At 63.6% G+C, this 19,901-nt stretch carries 17 protein-coding genes; 8 read left to right on the top strand and 9 right to left on the bottom strand.

From position 1 onward, the window contains the following. Positions 1–136: 136 nt before the first annotated feature. From GQR96_RS06760 to GQR96_RS06745, 4 genes are all read left to right on the top strand, one after another. Positions 137–1,225, top strand: a complete 1,089-nt coding sequence (locus tag GQR96_RS06760; protein WP_065905000.1) for an oxidoreductase — start codon at positions 137–139, stop codon at positions 1,223–1,225. Positions 1,226–1,282: 57 nt separating this feature from the next. After that, positions 1,283–2,026: an SDR family NAD(P)-dependent oxidoreductase gene (locus tag GQR96_RS06755; protein ID WP_004885764.1), complete on the top strand. Its 744-nt coding sequence runs from the start codon at positions 1,283–1,285 to the stop codon at positions 2,024–2,026. A gap of 183 nt (positions 2,027–2,209) precedes the next feature. Then, a complete protein-coding gene (locus tag GQR96_RS06750; RefSeq protein WP_017899060.1) occupies positions 2,210–2,512 on the top strand; it encodes a type II toxin-antitoxin system RelE family toxin in 303 nt (100 codons plus the stop codon). Further along, positions 2,487–2,891: a helix-turn-helix domain-containing protein gene (locus GQR96_RS06745; RefSeq protein WP_004885761.1), complete on the top strand. Its 405-nt coding sequence runs from the start codon at positions 2,487–2,489 to the stop codon at positions 2,889–2,891. The genes GQR96_RS06750 and GQR96_RS06745 overlap by 26 nt, the downstream gene beginning before the upstream one ends. On the opposite strand, the gene GQR96_RS06740 is transcribed toward GQR96_RS06745, so the two are convergent. The 7 genes from GQR96_RS06740 to entC form a co-directional block, all read right to left on the bottom strand. Then, positions 2,888–3,085: a YbdD/YjiX family protein gene (locus tag GQR96_RS06740; RefSeq protein WP_004885759.1), complete on the bottom strand. Its 198-nt coding sequence runs from the start codon at positions 3,083–3,085 to the stop codon at positions 2,888–2,890. The genes GQR96_RS06745 and GQR96_RS06740 overlap by 4 nt on opposite strands. Positions 3,086–3,189: 104 nt before the next feature. Continuing rightward, entirely contained in the window at positions 3,190–5,295 is a 2,106-nt protein-coding gene (gene cstA, locus GQR96_RS06735; RefSeq protein WP_043521693.1) for a pyruvate/proton symporter CstA, read from the bottom strand. A gap of 407 nt (positions 5,296–5,702) precedes the next feature. Further along, on the bottom strand, positions 5,703–6,116 hold the full coding sequence (entH, locus tag GQR96_RS06730) for a proofreading thioesterase EntH (RefSeq protein WP_023319943.1): 414 nt from the start codon (positions 6,114–6,116) through the stop codon (positions 5,703–5,705). After that, positions 6,117–6,863 (bottom strand): 2,3-dihydro-2,3-dihydroxybenzoate dehydrogenase EntA, encoded by a 747-nt coding sequence (gene entA, locus GQR96_RS06725; protein WP_101991429.1) that lies wholly within the window; start codon positions 6,861–6,863, stop codon positions 6,117–6,119. A gap of 8 nt (positions 6,864–6,871) precedes the next feature. Continuing rightward, on the bottom strand, positions 6,872–7,723 hold the full coding sequence (gene entB / locus GQR96_RS06720) for an enterobactin biosynthesis bifunctional isochorismatase/aryl carrier protein EntB (protein ID WP_017899057.1): 852 nt from the start codon (positions 7,721–7,723) through the stop codon (positions 6,872–6,874). A 13-nt stretch (positions 7,724–7,736) separates the two neighbouring features. Further along, positions 7,737–9,344, bottom strand: coding sequence for a (2,3-dihydroxybenzoyl)adenylate synthase EntE (entE, locus tag GQR96_RS06715; RefSeq protein WP_065905002.1), 1,608 nt, complete (start codon positions 9,342–9,344; stop codon positions 7,737–7,739). Between the two features lie 9 nt (positions 9,345–9,353). Then, positions 9,354–10,529: an isochorismate synthase EntC gene (gene entC, locus GQR96_RS06710; RefSeq protein WP_065905004.1), complete on the bottom strand. Its 1,176-nt coding sequence runs from the start codon at positions 10,527–10,529 to the stop codon at positions 9,354–9,356. Between the two features lie 230 nt (positions 10,530–10,759). Here entC and fepB point away from each other — a divergent pair, with 230 nt between their 5' ends. After that, entirely contained in the window at positions 10,760–11,677 is a 918-nt protein-coding gene (gene fepB / locus GQR96_RS06705) for a Fe2+-enterobactin ABC transporter substrate-binding protein (RefSeq protein ID WP_153650209.1), read from the top strand. A gap of 131 nt (positions 11,678–11,808) precedes the next feature. On the opposite strand, the gene entS is transcribed toward fepB, so the two are convergent. Further along, positions 11,809–13,050, bottom strand: a complete 1,242-nt coding sequence (gene entS, locus GQR96_RS06700; protein WP_017899055.1) for an enterobactin transporter EntS — start codon at positions 13,048–13,050, stop codon at positions 11,809–11,811. 112 nt (positions 13,051–13,162) lie between these two features. Between entS and fepD the strand changes: the two genes are divergently transcribed. Genes fepD through fepC form a run of 3 tightly spaced genes read left to right on the top strand, consistent with a single transcriptional unit; the run spans position 13,163 to position 15,950 of the window. Next, positions 13,163–14,170, top strand: coding sequence for a Fe(3+)-siderophore ABC transporter permease (gene fepD, locus GQR96_RS06695; RefSeq protein ID WP_004885733.1), 1,008 nt, complete (start codon positions 13,163–13,165; stop codon positions 14,168–14,170). Beyond that, a complete protein-coding gene (gene fepG / locus GQR96_RS06690; protein WP_049004480.1) occupies positions 14,167–15,159 on the top strand; it encodes an iron-enterobactin ABC transporter permease in 993 nt (330 codons plus the stop codon). The genes fepD and fepG overlap by 4 nt, the downstream gene beginning before the upstream one ends. Further along, a complete protein-coding gene (fepC, locus tag GQR96_RS06685) occupies positions 15,156–15,950 on the top strand; it encodes an iron-enterobactin ABC transporter ATP-binding protein (protein ID WP_065878914.1) in 795 nt (264 codons plus the stop codon). The genes fepG and fepC overlap by 4 nt, the downstream gene beginning before the upstream one ends. A 64-nt stretch (positions 15,951–16,014) precedes the next feature. On the opposite strand, the gene entF is transcribed toward fepC, so the two are convergent. Next, entirely contained in the window at positions 16,015–19,896 is a 3,882-nt protein-coding gene (entF, locus tag GQR96_RS06680) for an enterobactin non-ribosomal peptide synthetase EntF (RefSeq protein ID WP_065905006.1), read from the bottom strand. Positions 19,897–19,901: the final 5 nt, after the last annotated feature.

Below are 19,901 nucleotides of genomic sequence, written 5' to 3'. Positions count from 1 at the left end.
CTGATTTAACGAATTTTTCATAGCCGCCGCTGGCTGACAACTGCGTAAAAAGCATAAGATACAACGAAATAATATTAGCCATCTGGATGTCCAGACATAACATCAGGTTAGCCCAACACCAATAAGGACAGCACCCATGAGCAACAGCGATATCCGCGTCGTGCCCGGCCCGGCCAACTATTTCTCCCATCCTGGCAGCCTTGAGCGGCTGAGCGATTTTTTTAACGCCGACCAGCTGTCGCGGGCGGTGTGGGTCTATGGCGAGCGCGCCCTGGCCGGCGCCGAGCCTTTTCTGCCGGCGGCCTTCCACCTGCCGGAAGCGAAAAAGATCCGCTTTACCGGCCACTGCAGCGAACGCGACGTGGCGGGTCTGGTGCAGGCCTCAGGTGACGATCGGGCGGTAGTGATTGGCGTCGGCGGCGGCGCGCTGCTCGACAGCGCGAAAGTGCTGGCCCGCCGCCTGGGGGTTCCGCTGGTGGCCATCCCGACCATCGCCGCCACCTGCGCGGCGTGGACGCCGCTGTCGGTGTGGTACAGCGACGCCGGACAGGCGCTGAATTTTGAGATGTTCGATGACGCGAATTTCCTGGTGCTGGTCGAGCCGCGCATCATTCTCAACGCCCCGGCGGAGTACCTGCTGGCGGGCATTGGCGACACCTTAGCCAAATGGTATGAGGCCGTGGTACTGGCGCCGCAGCCGGAGGCTCTGCCGCTCACCGTGCGGCTGGGGATTAACGGCGCGCTGGCGATCCGCGACGTGCTGCTGGACAGCAGCGAAACGGTGCTGGCGGACCAGCGCCGCGGCGAGCTGACCCAGGCGTTTCGCGATGTGGTGGATGCAGTTATCGCCGGCGGCGGGATGGTTGGCGGGCTGGGGGAACGCTACACCCGGGTCGCCGCCGCCCATGCGGTGCACAACGGGCTGACGGTGCTGCCGCAGACGGATAAATTCCTCCATGGCACCAAGGTGGCCTACGGCATTCTGGTGCAAAGCGCCCTGCTCGGTCAGGATGAGGTATTGGCGCAGCTGGTGCAGGCCTGGCAGCGCTTTAACCTGCCGGCGACGCTGGCGGCGCTGGAGGTTGATATCAATAACCGCGCAGAGCTTGACCGGGTCATTGCCCATACCCTGCGCCCGGGCGAGTCGATTCATTATTTACCGGTGACCTTAACCCCTGGGGTTCTGCGCGCGGCGTTTGAGAAGGTGGAATACTTCAGCCGTTAATCACCCCGACCGTCTATACCTAATGATGATGCTCACCACTCTCGCAACGAGGTCATCATGCAGATCGATTTAACAGGTAAGAAGGCGCTGGTTACCGGCGCCAGCCGTGGATTGGGGCGCGCTATCGCGCTGTCGCTGGCGCGCGCCGGCGCAGATGTGGTTATAACGTATGAAAAATCGGCCGATAAAGCCCAGGCGGTCGCCGAGGAAATAAAGGCGCTGGGTAGGCACGGTGAAGCGGTGCAGGCCGACAGCGCCAGCGCGCAGGCGATACAGGATGCTGTGACCCATGCGGCGCGGTCCCTCGGCGGGCTGGATATTCTGGTCAACAACGCCGGGATCGCGCGCGGCGGCCCGCTGGAGTCCATGACGCTGGCGGACATTGACGCGCTTATTAACGTCAATATTCGTGGGGTGGTTATCGCTATCCAGGAGGCGCTGGTGCATATGTCCGACGGCGGCCGCATCATCAACATCGGCAGCTGTCTGGCTAACCGCGTGGCGCAGCCGGGCATCGCGGTTTACTCAATGACCAAGTCCGCTCTCAACTCCCTGACCCGCGGCCTGGCGCGCGATTTAGGCCCCCGCGGTATCACCGTTAACCTCGTCCATCCCGGCCCGACCAACAGCGATATGAACCCGGAAGACGGCGAGCAGGCCGATGCTCAGCGTCAACTTATTGCGTTAGGCCACTACGGCCAGCCGGAAGACATCGCCGCGGCGGTCACCTTCCTCGCCAGCCCGGCCGCCGGGCAGATCTCCGGCACCGGTCTCGATGTGGACGGTGGTTTGAACGCCTGATCGCACATTTCCTGCAAGCCTCTGTCGTCCGGCAGAGGCCTTCCCGAGCACCCTCGACGGTTCCCGTTTTGCCGCTTTCTCCCGGTTTTTCTCCGCTCTACAGTAACCCATTAGAAATTCGGAATTTATCTAATAGTCTTATTATTTCCTTATATTCTGTGTGGGCGTACAGTGGAGGTACGGATGAAGATTGTCTGGTCAAAAACAGCAGAGAAGCAATTTTCTAAAATCGATACGCGATATCAGAACCGCATTAAATTCAGGCTGGAGAAGATGGATGATAAAACATCACCTGTCGCGGATATCAAGAAATTATCTTCTCCCGAAAACCACTACAGGTTGCGATTAGGTGATTACAGGGTCATTTACACCTTCGGAGACCCGCCGGGTGATACCTGTTACGTAGTGGCGGTAAAACGCCGGACAACCACCACCTACCTTCATGAGGAGCATACGGAATATGACTATTCAGTTCATCAAGGATGAAGAAGGAAAAAAACAGTATGTTGTCATTCCCTACGGTGAATATTTTCGCATGCGTTTAGCCATGCTTGAGTATGATGACGATGATGAAAACGACTGGGAAGACATCCCTTACGAATCAGATATCTACGATAACGTAGGTTTACCGGGTGAAGTGTGCGACATCATGCATAGCGAGAACGTCAGCCTGCAGGCCGCGTGGCGTATCCTGCGTGGGTTATCCCAGCAGGAGGTGGCCGACAAACTGGGCATCAGCCAGTCCGCCGTGTCACAGCTGGAAGCGCTGGACTCCCGGCCGCAGAAGCGCACCCGCGAAAAGCTGGCGGCGCTCTACGGCTGTAAGCAGGAGCAGATCAGCCTCTATCTGCCGAAAGAGGGTTAACAGCACTTCGCCCCGCCCTTGCCGCCGTAGCGAGCGTCCTGGCGTTCGCGGAAAAATTCTTCCCAGGTCATTGGCGTCTGATCCGGATGGTTGACGCGCATGTGCTCGACGTAGTTGTCGTAATCCGGCACGCCGATCATCATTTTGGCGGCCTGGCCCAGGTACTTACCTGCTTTGGAAAGGGTGTCAAACATAAGTCATTTCTCTTTTGTTTCCCTCACCCCGAGCCTCTGCCAAAGGGAGAGGGAGGATCAGAAAGACAGGCCGGGTAAGGCGAAGCCGCCACCCGGCACACAGGTTAATGCGCCCCTTTCGCCTGGGTCACCATCGCGTCCAGGTTTTCAGGCATTGGCTCATAGGGTGTCTCTTTCGCCGTCGGTTTATTCTCCTTCAGCGCCGCCAGCGCGGTTTTAATCGAGAACAGCGCCAGCACCACCACCACGATCATAAAGAAGATGGTCAGCCCGGCATCGAGACGGTTGTTAAACACCAGCTGCGCCAGCTGCGACTCGGTGTACTGCGCCGGAATTTTGCCGCTGTCGATCATCGCCTGGAACTTGTTGGCAATCGCCAGGAAGCCCACTTTATTGTCCGGGCTGAAGGCTTTCTGCCAGCCGGCGGTGAGGGTACAGATCAGCAGCCAGGCCGTCGGCACCAGCGCCACCCACGCATAGCGCTGACGTTTCATCTTGAACAGCACCACTGCGCAGAGCATCAGCGCCATCCCCGCCAGCATCTGGTTGGCGATACCGAACAGCGGCCACAGGGTGTTAATACCGCCCAGCGGATCGACCACCCCCTGATGCAGGAAGTAGCCCCACGCCAGCACGCACAGCGCCGTCGCCAGCAGGTTAGCCGGTAACGAATCAGTACGCTTCAGGTTCGGGGAGATCACACCCAGCAGATCCTGCAGCATAAAGCGCGCCGCACGGGTGCCGGCATCCACCGCCGTCAGGATAAACAGCGCTTCAAACAGAATGGCAAAGTGGTACCAGAACGAGACGTCCATCAGCCCGCCCAGCGCGCCGTGGAGAATGTAGGCCATGCCCACCGCCAGCGTAGGCGCCCCGCCGGCGCGGGAGATGATGGACTGCTCGCCCACCTCATTAGCGATATGCGTCAACGTTTCCGGGGTAATCGCAAAGCCCCAACCGCTCACCACCTGCGCCGCCGACGCCACCACATCGGTGGTTCCCGCCGGCGCCAGCACCGCCATCGGGCTGTTCATCGCGAAGTAGACGCCCGGGTCAATGATACAGGCGGCGACCAGCGCCATAATCGCCACGAAGGATTCCATCAGCATGCCGCCGTAGCCGATAAAGCAGGCCTGATTTTCATTCGCCAGCATCTTCGGCGTGGTACCGGAGGCAATCAGGGCGTGGAAGCCCGACACCGCGCCGCAAGCGATAGTGATAAACAGGAACGGGAACAGGTTGCCAGTCCATACCGGGCCAGTACCGTCAATAAATTTGGTCAGCGCCGGCATGGTCAGGGTCGGACGCATAATCAGAATGCCGATCGCCAGACCGACGATAGTGCCGATTTTGAGGAAGGTGGAGAGGTAGTCGCGCGGGGCCAGCAGCAGCCAGACCGGCAGCACCGCGGCGACAAAGCCATAGCCCACCAGCATCCAGGTGAGCTGGACGCCGGTAAAGTCAAAGAACGGCGCCCAGGTCGGGCTTTCCGCTACCCAGCCGCCGGAGATAATGGCGAACACCAGGAATATCAGGCCAATCACCGACACTTCGCCAATGCGCCCCGGGCGCAGATAGCGAATATAGATCCCCATAAACAGCGCCAGCGGAATGGTAAAGGCCACGGTATAGGTTCCCCACGGGCTGTGGGTCAGCGCTTTCACCACGATCATCGCCAGCACCGCGAGGATGATCACCATGATCATAAAGGTCGCCACCAGGGCAATCACCCCGGCGGTCGCCCCCATCTCCTCTTTCACCAGTTCGCCCAGCGAACGGCCGTCGCGGCGGGTGGAGACGAACAGCACCATAAAGTCCTGCACCGCCCCGGCCAGCACCACGCCGGCGAGGATCCAGATCATCCCCGGCAGATAGCCCATCTGCGCGGCAAGCACCGGGCCCACCAGCGGCCCCGCGCCGGCGATGGCGGCAAAATGGTGTCCGAACAGCACTTTTTTGTCAGTCGGGACATAGTCGAGGCCATCGTTATGCCGCACCGCGGGCGTCATGCGCGTCGAATCGACGCCGAGCACGGTTTTGGCGATATACAGGCCGTAAAAACGATACGCGATCAGATAAACGCAGACTGCCGCGACGACAATCCACAGCGCGTTGATCTGCTCACCCCGGTTTAAAGCAATGTAGCCGAGGGCAAAGGCTCCGATCACGGAGAGCAGTGCCCAGATAAGGTATTTCCCTGAATTATTCATTGTTGTGGTCCACCGGTAGGGTAATCAGGATGTTACATTTTGTTTCTAGATCACAACGCAGAATTTAACAACATCGAAACAGCGCAGATGCCGTCCACCCACAGAGATTTGTCTCACATTGCTAGCGAGATCACTTAAGGCAGGAAAATGAATGAAAGGATTATGCGGGTTGCCAGTCGATGACCGAATCGGTCCAGTTACGCCATGATTTTGCCGGGTGGCGCTGCGCTGACCCGGCCTACAACGGCATCGATGCTGACTGAAACTGCCGGTGTTGGCGGTCTCAACATCGCAGAGACATTCCCGGAAGGCCGGGGCAGACCGTAGGCCCGCGCAAGCGCAGCGCCGCCGGGCGTCAAAACCGTAGCCCGGCTAAGCGTAGCGCGAGCCGGGGAAACAGCGGCTCCTTAGCCCAGCACCGCGGTGCCCAGACGACAGGTGCAGCAGCGCCGCCCCTTCTCGTCATACACCACAATCTCCCAGCTTTGGCTCTGCCGGCCAAGATGCAGCGGGCGGCACTCGCCGCGCACTTTCCCGCTGGAGACCGCCCGGTGATGGGTGGCGTTCAGCTCGGTGCCCACCACGCACTGCCCCTCTTCGGTCATCAGCCAGCCGGCCATCGACCCCAGCGTCTCCGCCAGCGCCGCTGAGGCCCCGCCGTGCAGCAGGCCAAACGGCTGATGGGTGCGGGCATCCACCGGCATTTCCGCCTCCAGCAGCCCAGCTTCCAGCCGGGTGTAGACGATCCCCAGATGCGCCACCAGGGTGTTTTCGCTACTGGCGTTCAGCGCCGCCAGCGTGAGCGCTCGTTTCCAGGCCATTTACGCCCCCAGCGTCGAGCCGCCGTCTACCACGATATCCTGCAGGGTGATATGGCTGGCGTGAGAAGAGGCGAGGAACAAAATGGTATTGGCGACCTCCTGTGGGCGGGCAATCTTACCCAGCGGGATGCCGAGCTTAAACTGCTCGCCGAAACCGCGGATCCGCTGCTGCTCCGCATCGTCGCTGACCCACAGCGTGCGCTGCATATCGGTATCGGTAGAACCCGGCGACACCAGATTACAGCGCACCCCGCTGCCCGCCAGCTCAAGGCCGACGGTTAGCGCCAGGCTTTTCAGCGCCGCTTTCGAGGCGCCATAGGCGCTCATGCCGATACGCGGCGTATGCGCGGCATCGGAAGCGACGGTGACGATGGCCCCGCCCCGCTGGCGACGGAACTGGGCCATCGTCTGCTGAAACAGATTAAACGCCCCGCCGACGTTGACCGCGAAGGTCTGCCGCCACTCTTCCGCGCTCAGCTGGTCGGTGGCGCCCATGCGCAGGATCCCGGCGGCGTTCACCAGCACGTCTAATCGCTCGGTGTTCGCCAACAGGCGGCTGCACACTTCGCGTACCCGGTCGGCATCGGCGACGTCCAGCGTTTCGGTGGCAAACGGGTAGCGTTCGCCGTCAAAGGCGAGGTCGAAACCGGTGACGTTGGCCCCGGCCTCCACAAAAGCCAGCGCGGTGGCATAGCCAATGCCTTTACCGGCGCCGGTCACCCACACGGTCTGGCCGCGAAAATCCAGCGCCGCCATTATTGCACCTCGCGGGAAAGCAGCGCCCACCAGGCGTCGATGGTCGGGTTTTTCGCCAGCATCACGAAGTCGATATCGCCGTGCACTTTGCGCCAGCGGGCGGCGAGGGCCATCATCCGCACCGAATCCAGACCGTAGTCGATCAGGTTTTCATCATCCAGCGGTTCGTCGGATTCGTCGAGCAGCGGCAGGATCAGCGCGCGCAGCGCCGCTTTGCTGGCCGGCAGCGGCAACAGCTCTTCGGTCATCACCACGCGGCCGGAACGGCCGGCGACGTATTTCAGCGCCATCAGGTGCTCTTCGCGGCTGAAGTCCGCCAGCGCGTCGGCGACAAAGAACGGTTTGATATCGCGCATAAAGGCGTCGGTGGCGGTGGTCATGCAGCCGATATGGGCGTAAACGCCGGTGATGATCAGCTGGTCGCGGCCGCTCTCTTTCAGCATCTCTTCAAGCGGCGAGCGATGAAACGCGCTGTAGCGCCATTTCACCAGCACGGTGTCGTCTTCGTCCGGCGCCAGGGCGGCAATCACCTGCTGCTGCTCCGGCGAACGGGTCAGCCCCGGCCCCCACATATCATTCAGCAGGGCGCGGTCTTCATCGCTCTGCTCTTTCGGCTGGGCGGTGTAGTACACCGGAATACCGTTCTGTTTGCAGAAGTCGCGCAGGGCGGCGATATTGGCCACCACTGTCTCCATCATCGCGCTGTTTTCGCCCCAGAAATTGAGAAAGTATTCCTGCATATCATGGATCAGCAGCGCGGCGCGGGAAGGTTCAAAGGCCCAGCTGACTTTGTTCGCCGGAATATCGCTGGCTTCCGGCAGCGCGTAAGCCTGTAATTTAGGGATTGCCATTTTCTGTTCTCCTTCAGCCCAGCTTGCCTTCGGCCAGCCACTGACGTAATTGTTTCTTATCGACTTTGCCCACCGGCGTCAGCGGCAGCGCGGCAACGCACTCCACGCGGTCCGGCAGTTTAAATTCAGCCACCCCCTGCTCGCGCAGGAAGCGGCGCACCGCGACGGCGCGCAGCGGCGAGGTCACCACGAGGTAAGCGCAGCTCTTCTCGCCCAGCAGATTGTCTTCAATGCTGACCAGCGCGGCGTGGATCACCGCCTCATGGCGCAGCAGCAGGTTTTCGATCTCTTCGGCGGCGATCTTCTCGCCGCCGCGGTTGATCTGATCTTTTTCCCGGCCCTGAACGGTGATATACCCGTCTTCATCGATCGAAATCAGATCGCCGGAGCAGTAGAAACCCTCGGCGTCGAAGGCCTCCGCGTTATGCTGCGGGCTGTTGTAGTAGCCGCGGAAGGTGTAGGGCCCGCGGGTCATCAGGCGGCCCACTTCGCCGCGTGGCAGCGGGTTGCCCTCGGCATCTGCCACCCACACTTCATCGTCCGGGCACATCGGGCAGCCCTGGGTATGGATGATCCGCTCAGGACTGTCGTTAAGGCGGGTGTAATTCACCAGCCCCTCCGCCATGCCGAACACCTGCTGCAGCTGGCAGCCGATTTCCGCCGGAATGCGCGCGGCGAGGGTCGCCGACAGGCGCGCGCCGCCGACCTGCAATAGCTGCAGCGATTGCAGTTGCGCGTTGCTGCCCCATTCGTGAATGGCCTGCAGCCACAGGCTGACCGCCGGCGGCACCAGCGAGGCAACGTTGATCTGATGTTTTTCAATCAGCGGGAAACAGAGGGTGGCGCTCGGGTCGGCGGCGAGGATCACCCGCCCGCCGGCGAGGAAAACGCCGAGCGAACCCGGGGAACTCATCGCATAGTTATGCGCCGCCGGCAGCGCGTTGAGGTAGCGTGTCTCAGCGTTAATCCCGCAGATCTCGTTGCTGCGGCGGATACTGTAGTCGTAATCGTTATGGGTACGCGGGATCAGCTTCGGCGTCCCGGTGCTGCCGCCGGAGAGCTGGAAAAAGGCCACTTCGTCGGCAGGGGTTGGGTTGGCGATAAAGTTATCCGCCGGGCGGTTAATCTCCGTCGCCAGATCGCGCTCGCCGCCGTCGTTACGCAGCAGCGCCACGCGCAGGGAAGCATGTTCAGCAATAAACGCATGGAGGAAGCTATCGTCGGCAAACAGCGCGTGCTCGCGGTCGGCGATCAGCAGCGCCGGCTTAATCTGCGCGGCGTAGGCGTTAAGCTCGCTGCGCTGGTGGCTGAACAACGCGTTCACCGGCGCGACGCCGATGCGCAGCAGCGCGAAGAAGGTGATGTAAAACTCGGCGACGTTGCCCAGTTGCACCAGCGCGGTTTCTCCGCGCTTCAGTCCCTGACGCTGCAGAGAGCAGGCAAGGTTGTCCACCCGCTGGTTAAACTGGCGGTAGCTAATGTGTCGATCGCCATCGATAATCGCCACGGCGTCGTTTTCTGCGTGACGGGTGATCAGATTGGTTAACGGCAGATCCTGCCAGTAGCCTTTTTGACGATAGCGGGCCGCGAACTCATCCGGCCAACGGGTAAATGCAATCATCCTTGCCTCTTAATTCAAGCCAAATACGTTAAGCATGGTGGTCAGTTTGACGCCGGTTTCGCGCCATTCGCCCAGCGGCGAGGAGGCCGGAACAATGCCCGCGCCGGCAAACAGGCGCAGCGTACGCTGCTGCAGACGCGCGCAGCGGATGGTCACCACCCATTCGCCGTTGCCTTCATCGTCACACCAGCCGACGATGCCGCCGAACAGCTGACGGTCGAAGGGTTCCAGTTCGGCAATCAGGCGCTTCGCCGCCTGGTGCGGGAAGCCGCTCAGCGCCGGAGTCGGGTGCAGCAGGCAGGCCAACGACATGGCGTTTTCTTCCGCCAGCGCCGTGCCTTCGATCGGCGTCGCCAGATGCCAGAGCGTCGGGGTGGTGATCAGCTGCGGCGATGACGGCAGCGACAGCTGGCTGCTGCGCGGGCCCAGCACGCTCTTCATCGCCTGGGTCACCAGCTCGTGCTCATGGCGATCTTTGCCGGACGCCAGCAGCCTGTTGCCCGCTTCGCGGTCCAGCACATCGTCAGGCTGGCGGCGGGCGGAGCCGGCCAGCGGCAGTGAGCTGAAGTGCGCCCCTTCTTTACGCAGCAGTAGCTCCGGGCTGGCGCCCAGCAGCACGCCGCCGTCGGCGAGCGGCACATGGAAGTTAAAGCTGGCGGGGTTCTGCGCGATCAGGCGCTCCATCAGGGCGCCGCTATCGACAGGATCGCGGGTAGTGATATCGATTAGTCGTGATAGCACCACTTTGTCGACTTCCGGGGTGGCGGTCAGCGCGGCGGCGCGTTCAACCATGACTAGAAACGCGTCCTGCTCCGGGATCTCCCGGCGATCCACCACCGCCATCGCCTCCAGCGGCGCGGCATAGCGGGCGGAACGCTGTTTTTCCGGTCGCGAGAACGCTTCCCAGCGCTCGGGGATATAAAGCTCGGAAGGCTGACAGGTGTCGAACGGGATGGCCCCGACCATCACCGGCTTGCGGATCCCCGCCGCCCGGGCCTCGGCAAAGGCGGCGGCCATCTGCTGCTGGAACTCGCCGTTCAGCGCATCGCCGCCGACAGCGGGCGCTGAGAGGCGGCGGAAGCAGCCTGAGGTGCTAAAACTGCGGTACGGCGACATAAAGAAGAAGCTGTCCGGCGACAAGGTCCGGGTAGGTTTCTGTACATCCTCAGCCAGTGACGTTTCCATATCATCCTCCAAAAACGATAAATATATTACGAATAATTATCATTTGTATTTTGGTTGGCTAACCTAAAAGGTATTGCCCGCCATGTCAACCGCGTTACGTCATCGCGCCGCCACTTTGGCTTGCATCCTGTCAACGCAAAGTTGAAAATGAGACGCATTTATTACCCTTCGAATCAGGATGCGATGACGTGAACTTCTCTTCTTTTTGCCGCCGCGGTGCGCTGACCGGCATGCTGTTGTTTTTAGGAATTACCTCAGCCCAGGCGGCGGACTGGCCGCGCCAGGTCACCGACAGCTACGGGACACACACCCTGCCGAGCCAGCCGTTGCGCATTGTCTCCACCAGCGTGACCCTCACCGGCTCGCTGCTGGCGATCGACGCGCCGGTGGTCGCCAGCGGCGCCACCACCCCGAACAACCGCGTGGCCGATAGCCAGGGCTTTCTGCGCCAGTGGAGCGAGGTCGCCAAAGCCCGCAAGCTGGCGCGGTTGTATATCGGCGAACCGAGCGCGGAAGCGGTGGCCGCCCAGATGCCGGATCTGATCCTGGTGAGCGCCACCGGCGGCGACTCCGCCCTGCCGCTGTACGATCAGCTCAAAACGATCGCCCCAACGCTGGTCATCAACTATGACGATAAAAGCTGGCAAACGCTGCTCACCCAGCTGGGGCAGATCACCGGCCATGAGCAGCAGGCCAGCGCGCGCATCGCCGACTTCAATAAACAGCTCGTTTCGTTAAAAGAAAAAATGAAGCTACCGCCGCAGCCGGTCACCGCCCTCGTCTATACCGCGGCCGCGCACAGCGCCAATATCTGGACGCCGGAATCGGCCCAGGGGCAGATGCTCCAGCAGTTGGGCTTTAGTCTGGCGACGCTGCCAGGCGGCCTGCCCGCCAGCCACAGCCAGGGCAAACGCCACGATATCGTGCAGCTGGGCGGGGAGAACCTGGCGGCCGGACTGAACGGCCAGAGCCTGTTCCTGTTCGCTGGCGACCAGAAAGATGTCGATGCCATCTACGCCAACCCGCTGCTGGCGCATCTCCCGGCGGTCGAAGGGAAACGCGTCTACCCGCTGGGCACCGAGACCTTCCGTCTTGACTACTACAGCGCCCTGCTGGTGCTCCAGCGTCTCTCCAGCCTGTTCGGCTAGCGCGGGCTGTGCCATCAGGACGGGAACCCAGCCCGAACGCTTTGCCGGGCGGCGCTGCGCTTGCCCGGCCTACAATGCCCGCACCCCCAGGCCCGGTAAGGCGCAGCCGCCACCGGGCAATCGCCCCCTACTTAACTTTCTTTGACGATTTCCGGGCGCTGGAAGCGGCGCAGCTCGCGTAGCAGCCCCACCAGCAGCACGCCGACGAGGGCCAGCGCCCAGCCGCTGGCGCTGGCGGAAGCGACCGGCGTCATCACCGCCCCTAACCCGCCGAGCAGCGCCGCGCCGATGGCGTCGCCGGTAACGTTCTGGGCGGTCCACAGACCGTTAATCCGCCCGAGCATATGTTCCGGCGTCTGAGTCTGGATCAGGGTGTACTGCAGCAGCGAGCTAATAGCGCTCAGCCAGCCAAACAGCGCCAGGCACAGCGCGCCCAACGCCCAGTGCGGCATCAGGCTGAACAGCGCAATGGCGACAAAGGAGCACACCGTCGTCGCCAGCATCAGCGCGCCCGGCCGCACGGTCTGGGCCAGCTGGCCGCTGGTCAACGCCCCCAGCGCCGCGCCGAGCGGAATCGCGGCGTACAGCAGGCCAATCTGTCCGGCCGACATCTGCCAGCTCCCGGCCAGCGCCGGATAGAGCACCCGCACCGCGCTGGCCATGGTCAGCAGGCCGCCGAGCAGCGCAATCCCGCCGATAAGCGGGCTCTGACAGAGGAAGGTCAGCCCCGCCAGCAGGGCACGCAGCGGATGCTCACGCGGCTGCGGAGGCGGCGGCAGCTGCGGCAGACGCAGCAGGGTTAAGGTGGTGATAAACGTCCCCGCCGCCGCCAGGCCGAAGTTCCACGCCACGCCGCCGGAGGCCAGCAGCAGGCCGCCGATCATGGGCGAAATCACCGAGCCCAGGCGCACCGTCAGCATAGTGATGGCCCCGGCCTGCATCAGATTTTCCCGCCCCACCAGTGCCGGGGTCGCCGCCAGCAGCGCGGTCACGCCTAAAGAGGCGAAGAAACCGTCCCAGATCCCCAGCAGATAAATCGCCGCCAGCGACGGCTCCGGCAGCAGGGCGTTCAGACACAGGCCGACAAAGCCCACGCCGCAGGTGCCGCGCGCCAGCAGGATCAGGCGTTTGCGCTCATAGCGGTCAGCCAGTACGCCCCCCACCATCAGGCCAATAAACATCGACGCGCCGGTCAAGGTCACCGACAACCCGACCTGCCAGGTCGAATGGGTCATCATCTGGATCTGCACCGGGATGGCCACGCCCAGCAGACCAAGCGACAGAATAGAGATAAAGCGAGCGATAAAAACGGCGCGAAACGCCGGGTGAGTTTTCAGCAGGCTGAGGTTAAGCAGCCAGGATTGTCGGTTCATTACAGCGCCTTGTCGTTATTTTTAATACCCTTTTTCCTGTGGGTCATGCTACCATAGCTGAATAAAATCGATAACGATAATTACTATCATTATCATATCAGGGATGTCAGTTATGTCGTTTTCTACGACCGCGGTACGCTCTGTCGCCGTGCCCGGATTGTTGCTACTACTCGCCTTAGCCGCCGCGCTTAGCCTGACGATCGGCGCCAAATCATTGCCGATCGGCACGGTATTCACCGCCTTTAGCGGAACCTGTCAAAGCGCCGACTGCACCATCGTGCTGGATGCGCGCCTGCCGCGCACCCTGGCCGGTCTGCTGGCGGGCATCGCCCTCGGTCTCGCCGGCGCGCTGATGCAGACGCTCACCCGTAACCCGCTGGCCGACCCCGGCCTGCTGGGGGTCAACTCCGGCGCCAGCTTCGCCATCGTCCTCGGCGCGGCGCTGTTCGGGATCACCTCTCCACAGGAGCAGCTGCTGCTGGCGTTTTGCGGCGCGCTCTGTGCCTCGCTGCTGGTGGCCTTCACCGGCAGCCAGGGCGGCGGCCAGCTGAGCCCGGTGCGCCTCACCCTTGCCGGGGTCGCCCTTGCGGCGGTGCTGGAAGGGCTGTCCAACGGCATCGCCCTGCTCAACCCCGACGTCTACGATCAGCTGCGCTTCTGGCAGGCCGGTTCGCTGGATATCCGCACCCTGCAGACGCTGAAAATTGTCCTGCTGCCGGTGGTGGTGGCGGGGATCGCCGCCCTGCTGCTGAGCCGGGCGCTTAACAGCCTGAGCCTCGGCAACGATACCGCCACCGCCCTCGGCAGCCGCGTCGCCCGCACCCAGTTGATCGGCCTGATCGTTATCACCGTCCTGTGCGGCAGCGCCACCGCCGTCGTCGGCCCTATCGCCTTTATCGGTCTGATGATGCCGCATATGGCGCGCTGGCTGGTGGGGGCCGATCATCGCTGGTCGCTGCCGGTCACCCTGCTCGCCACCCCGGCGCTGCTGCTGTTTGCCGACGTGATTGGCCGCCTGCTGGTGCCCGGCGAACTGCGGGTATCGGTGGTGAGCGCCTTTCTCGGCGCGCCGGTGCTGATCTGGCTGGTGCGCCGCCAGCCGCGGGGAGGTGGCCTGTGATTGCCCCGTCCCGCCGCCTGATAGCCAGCTGTCTGCTGCTGATGGCCGCCAGCCTGCTGATTTCCCTGCTCGGGCTGGCGCAAGGCCCGGTGCCGCTAACGATTGACCAGGTGTTCTCGGCGCTGTTCGGCGACGCGCCGCGCAACGTCACGATGGTGGTAAACGAATGGCGGCTGCCGCGGGTGTTAATGGCGCTGCTCATCGGCGCCGCGCTCGGCGTCAGCGGCGCCATTTTCCAGTCGCTGACCCGTAACCCGCTCGGCAGCCCGGACGTGATGGGCTTTAACACCGGCGCCTGGAGCGGCGTGCTGGTGGCGATGGTGCTCTTCGGCCAGAACCTGACGGCGATCGCCCTGGCGGCGATGGCCGGCGGGGTGCTGACCTCGCTGGTGGTCTGGCTGCTGGCCTGGCGCAACGGGATCGAGACCTTCCGCCTGATCATTATCGGCATCGGCGTGCGCGCCATGCTGGTGGCATTCAACACCTGGCTGCTGCTGCGCGCCTCGCTGGAGACCGCCCTTTCTGCGGGCCTGTGGAACGCCGGATCGCTTAACGGCCTGACGTGGGGTAAAACCTGGCCGTCAGCGCCGCTGATCCTGTTGATGCTGGTGGGCAGCGCCCTGCTGGTTCGCCGGATGCGGCTGCTGGAGATGGGCGACGATACCGCCTGCGCGCTGGGGGTGCAGGTCGAACGCTCGCGCCTGCTGCTGATGCTGGTGGCAGTGGTGCTCACCGCCGCCTCGACGGCGCTGGCCGGGCCAATCTCATTTATCGCGCTGGTGGCGCCGCATATCGCCCGCCGCCTGAGCGGCACGGCCCGCTGGGGATTAACCCAGTCTGCCCTGTGCGGCGCGCTGCTGCTGGCGCTGGCCGATTACGGCGCCCAGCGGCTGTTTATGCCCTGGCAACTGCCGGTGGGCGTGCTAACCGTCAGCCTCGGCGGTATTTACCTTATTGCTTTGTTGATTCAGGAGTCCCGCAAAAAATGAGTGCTGTCCCCTCCCGTTTGCGCGGCGAGCAGTTAACCCTGGCCTACGGGAACAAGACTATCGCCGAGTCGCTGAACGTGACCATCCCTGACGGCCACTTCACCGCCATTATCGGCCCCAACGGCTGCGGCAAATCGACGCTGCTGCGCACCCTCAGCCGCCTGATGGCGCCGGCCAGCGGCCATGTCTGGCTCGACGGCGCGCAGATCCAGCAATATGCCACGAAAGAGGTTGCCCGCCGCATCGGACTGCTGGCGCAGAATGCCACCACTCCTGGCGATATCACGGTGCAGGAGCTGGTGGCCCGCGGGCGCTACCCGCACCAGCCGCTGTTCACCCGTTGGCGCAAAGAAGATGAAGCGGCGGTAAACAACGCGATGCGGGCGACCGGAATCAGCGACCTGGCGCTGCAGAGCGTCGATACGCTCTCCGGCGGCCAGCGCCAGCGGGCGTGGATTGCGATGGTGCTGGCCCAGGAGACAGAGATTATGCTGCTGGATGAGCCGACCACCTGGCTGGACATCAGCCATCAGATCGACCTGCTGGAGCTGTTGAGCGAGCTGAATCGCGAGAAGGGCTATACCCTGGCGGCGGTGCTGCACGATCTTAACCAGGCCTGCCGCTACGCTACCCACCTGATCGCCCTGCGCGACGGCAAGATCGTCGCCGAGGGGGCGCCGAAGGAAATCGTCACGGCGGAACTGATTGAACGGATTTACGGCCTGCGCTGCACGATCATTGAGGATCCGGTGGCGCATACGCCGCTGGTGGTGCCGCTGGGCCGCCGGTAATTCTCCCTTTCCCCGGCTTGCGCTACCCTGAGCCGGGCTACCTGCTGTAGCCCGAACTCAACCGTTATCCCAGAATCTCCTTGACCACCGGGCCGATGGCTTCAAAGGCCTGCGGGGAGATAATGTCGACGTGGGCGCAGTTCTGGCTGAACACCTCCAGCTCGCCCACCCATGGGCCCCATACGACCTGCGGATCCATCCCCGCCTGCCGCGTCTTCTCCGCCACGAACAGCGTCGCCTTGCCGTCAAACTTCGCGCTGTGCGCGGTGGTTAACAGCCGTACCGCATCGGCATAGTTGGCTTCGATGGCGCTGAACAGCTCGCCGGAGGCTTGCCCCTGCTGGGCGGCAAGAAACGCTTCGCGCTCGCGGGCAATCTCCGCCAGCACAGCCGGATCCAGCCCGTTAGCCTCTTTCTCCGCCCAGTTTTGCGTCTCCGGCGGCCAGGTATCCAGCAGGCCGAGGAAGGCCACCGCTTCGCCGCGCTGGCGCAAGCGGGCGGCAATGCCCTGGGCTAAGGTGCCGCCCAGCGAATACCCGAACAGGTAATAAGGGCCGTGCGGCTGCTGCGCCAACAGCGTTTGCAGATGATGCTCGCAGACCTCGTCGAGGCTGGCGGCGCTGGCCATCGGCCCCTGCGGGCGCGGCGACTGAATACCGGTAATTGACCAGCGCGGGCTGAGATAGCGCGCCAGCACGCTGAACTGCCAGGCGAAGCCGGAGGCAGGATGGAAGCAGAACAGCGTCGGACCGTCGCTCTCGCGCAGCGGCAGAAGCGTATCCAGTCCCAGGCGCTGAGCCTGCTCATCGCTGAGATCGGCCGCCAGCAGCGCGCTCAGTTTGCCCACCGTCGAGGCCACCATCACCTGCCCCGGGGTCACCTGTCGCGCCAGCTGGCGGCTAAGCTGTGCCGCCAGGCGCATCGCCAGCAGCGAATGGCCGCCGAGGGCAAAGAAATCAGCGTCGATATCATTCACCTCGCAGCCCAGCAGCTGACTGAAGGCGGCGGCGACAAGAGTTTCCATGCCGGGCTCCGGCGGCCGGCCGCTGCGCTCGCCGCCGAGGGTCGGCAGCGGCAGCGCTTTGCGATCCAGTTTGCCATTAGCGCTGAGCGGTAGGTCAGCGAGCTGCATCAGCACCACCGGCACCATATGCGGCGGCAGCTGTTCCGCCAGCCGCGCTTTCAGCGCCGCGGTATCCAGCGGCAGGCCGGAGTCAGAGACCAGATAGCCCACCAGCTGCCGGGCATCGCCGCCGGTCGCCGCCGCCTGGTTGAAGACGCAGGCGTGACTCACCGCCTGCGCCACGTCCGGCAGGGCCGACATCGCCCGGTCAATCTCGCCAAGCTCGATGCGCTGCCCGCGGATCTTCAGCTGATCGTCGCTGCGGCCAAGATACTCCACCGCGCCGTTCGCCAGCCAGCGCGCCACGTCGCCGGTCCGATACATCCGCTCGCCGGGGGCAAACGGGTCGGCGATAAAGCGGCTGGCGGTGAGGTCCGGGCGCCCCAGATAGCCCTGCGCCAGCTGAATGCCGGTGAGATAAAGATCCCCCGCCACCCCCGGCGGCACCGGGCGCATCGCGGCATCCAGAATGCGCAGCCCGGTGTTCCATACCGGCCAGCCAATCGGCACGCTGCTGCCGGTCACCGCCGCCAGCTCAGGCCCGCAGGCCGGATACCAGCTGACGTCCACCGCCGCTTCCGTCGGGCCGTACAGGTTATGCAGCGGCGCGCCGGTCAAGCGCTCCCACTCGCGGCACAATTCCGTCGGCAGCGCTTCGCCGCTGCAGAATACCCGCCGCAGCGTGCGGCAGGCGGCGACGCTGTCGGCATCCAGCGAGGCGACAAACGCCGCCAGCATCGACGGCACAAAGTGGGTAGTGGTCACGCCGTAGTGGGCGAAGAACTGCTGCATCGCCTGCGGGTCGCGGTGCGCCTCCGGCTCGGCCATCACCAGCTGCGCGCCGGTGATAAACGGCCACCAGAACTCCCACACCGAAACGTCAAAACTGCACGGCGTTTTCTGCGCCACCACGTCGTCGGCAGATAACGGATAGCGATCCTGCATCCACAGCAGGCGGTTGACGATGGCGGTCTGGCCGACCATCACCCCTTTCGGCCGCCCGGTGGAGCCCGAGGTAAAGATGATGTAGGCGGTATGGTCCGGTTTTGACAGCGCCAGCGGCGCGTCATCCGCAACGGCCAGCGGCTGCTGGTAGCAGAGGCTCTCCAGCCCGGGGATATCGTTGAAGCGGGCCAGCTGATCCTCCGAGGCGATCAGCAGCGACGGCCGGGCGTCTTCCAGCATCATCCGCAGACGGTCGTCCGGGTAGCCGGTGTCCAGCGGCAGCCAGGCGGCCCCCGCTTCGACAATGCCGTGCAGCGCCAGGGTCAGGAACACCGAGCGCGGCAGGGCCACCGCCACGCTGTCGCCTGGCTTCACGCCGCGTTGACGCAGCAGCTGCGCGAGCGCCACCACCTGCTGACGCATCTCACGATAGCTGAACTGCCAGTTTGCATCCGCCAGCGCTGGGGCATCAGGAGTCTTCCGCGCCTGGTCGGCCACCAGCGCGCTGAGGGTGGTGGCGCGCAGCGGCATAGCGGTATCGTTAACCGCCGCCAGCCGGGCCTGCTCGTCGGCGGAGAGCATCTCCGCTTCGCCGCAGCGCAGCGTCGGATCGGCGGCAAACTGCGCCAGCAGCGCGGTCAGTCGCGCCATGTGGCGACGCAGCTCGGCTTCATCGTACCGGGCCTTGTTGGCGAGGATCTCCAGCGACAGCCCGCCGGTCTCATCCGGGAACAGCGCCAGCTCGAGATCGTTGACCGGGCCGGTGGCGAGGGTGTGGGTCACCGCCTCGACGCCGTCGATATCCAGTTGGTAATCAAAGACTTTGACGTTCAGTACCGGGCCAAACAGCGGTTCGTCCCCTGCCGCTTTGCCGCTGTCGCGGACGATCTGCTCGGCGTCATAGCGCTGATGGCGGCGCATCTTTTTCAGCTGCGCGGCGAGGCGCATCGCCAGGTCCGCCAGCGTCTCCTGGGCGTCAATATGCACCGCCAGAGGCAGGACATTGAGCACCGGCCCCGTCGAGGTCAGCGCGGCTGATCCCATCCGGCGCATAAAGATAAAGCCCGCCGCGTAGTCCATCCGGTTGCACAGGCGGCCCAGCCACAGCGTGGTGAGCGCCAGCGCCAGGTCAGCGGGCTGACAGTGCGGCGCCTGGCCGGCCAGGCGGCGGAAGGCGTCGGCGTTCATCTCCAGCTTCATCCGCCAGATATCGCTCCCGGCGGCGCGTCCGCCCAGCGGCGCGGCAGAGAGTGAGGCAGGAGCCGGTAACGCCTGGCGCTGGGCCTGCCAGAAGGCTTTATCCCGCTGCCAGGCCTCGCTGCCGGCGTAGCGCTGGTACTCGTCCACCACTTCGGCGAAGGAGGTGAAAGGCGACTCAGGAGTGGCTTCCCCGCGCTGCCAGGCGCGGTAGATGGCGGCGATCTGCCGGGTTATCGCCGGGAAGCTAAAGCCATCCACCAGCAAATGGTGATAACGCTGATACCAGTACCAGCGGTCGTCGCCGACGCGCAGCAGCTGATGGCACACCAGCGGGTTACCGCCGTCGACGCGCAGATCCTGCGCCAGATCTGCCTGCATCCGCTCCGTGGCGGCACGATGCGGATCCGGCGTCGTACGCAGGTCAATGATGGGCGGTTCGGCAAAGGTGCGCTCCGCCGCTACCCACTGCCAGACTTCCCCCTCCTGTTCCTCAAAGCGCAGGCTGAGGGTGTCCGCCTGCTGCAGACCGGCGACAATCGCCTTACCCAGCAGCGCCGGGTCGAGCGCGCCGCGCAGTTCAACATAGTGGGCCACGCTCCAGGCGCCAGGCAGAGTGGAAAGGCGCTCGGCCATCCAGATCCCCGGCTGCGCGGCAACCAGCGGTAAACGAGTGGTCATGGTCA

It is taken from the genome of Klebsiella sp. PCX, from assembly GCF_021869705.1.
GTDB lineage: Bacteria > Pseudomonadota > Gammaproteobacteria > Enterobacterales > Enterobacteriaceae > Klebsiella > Klebsiella quasipneumoniae.
This window is presented reverse-complemented; position numbering and strand designations above follow the sequence as displayed.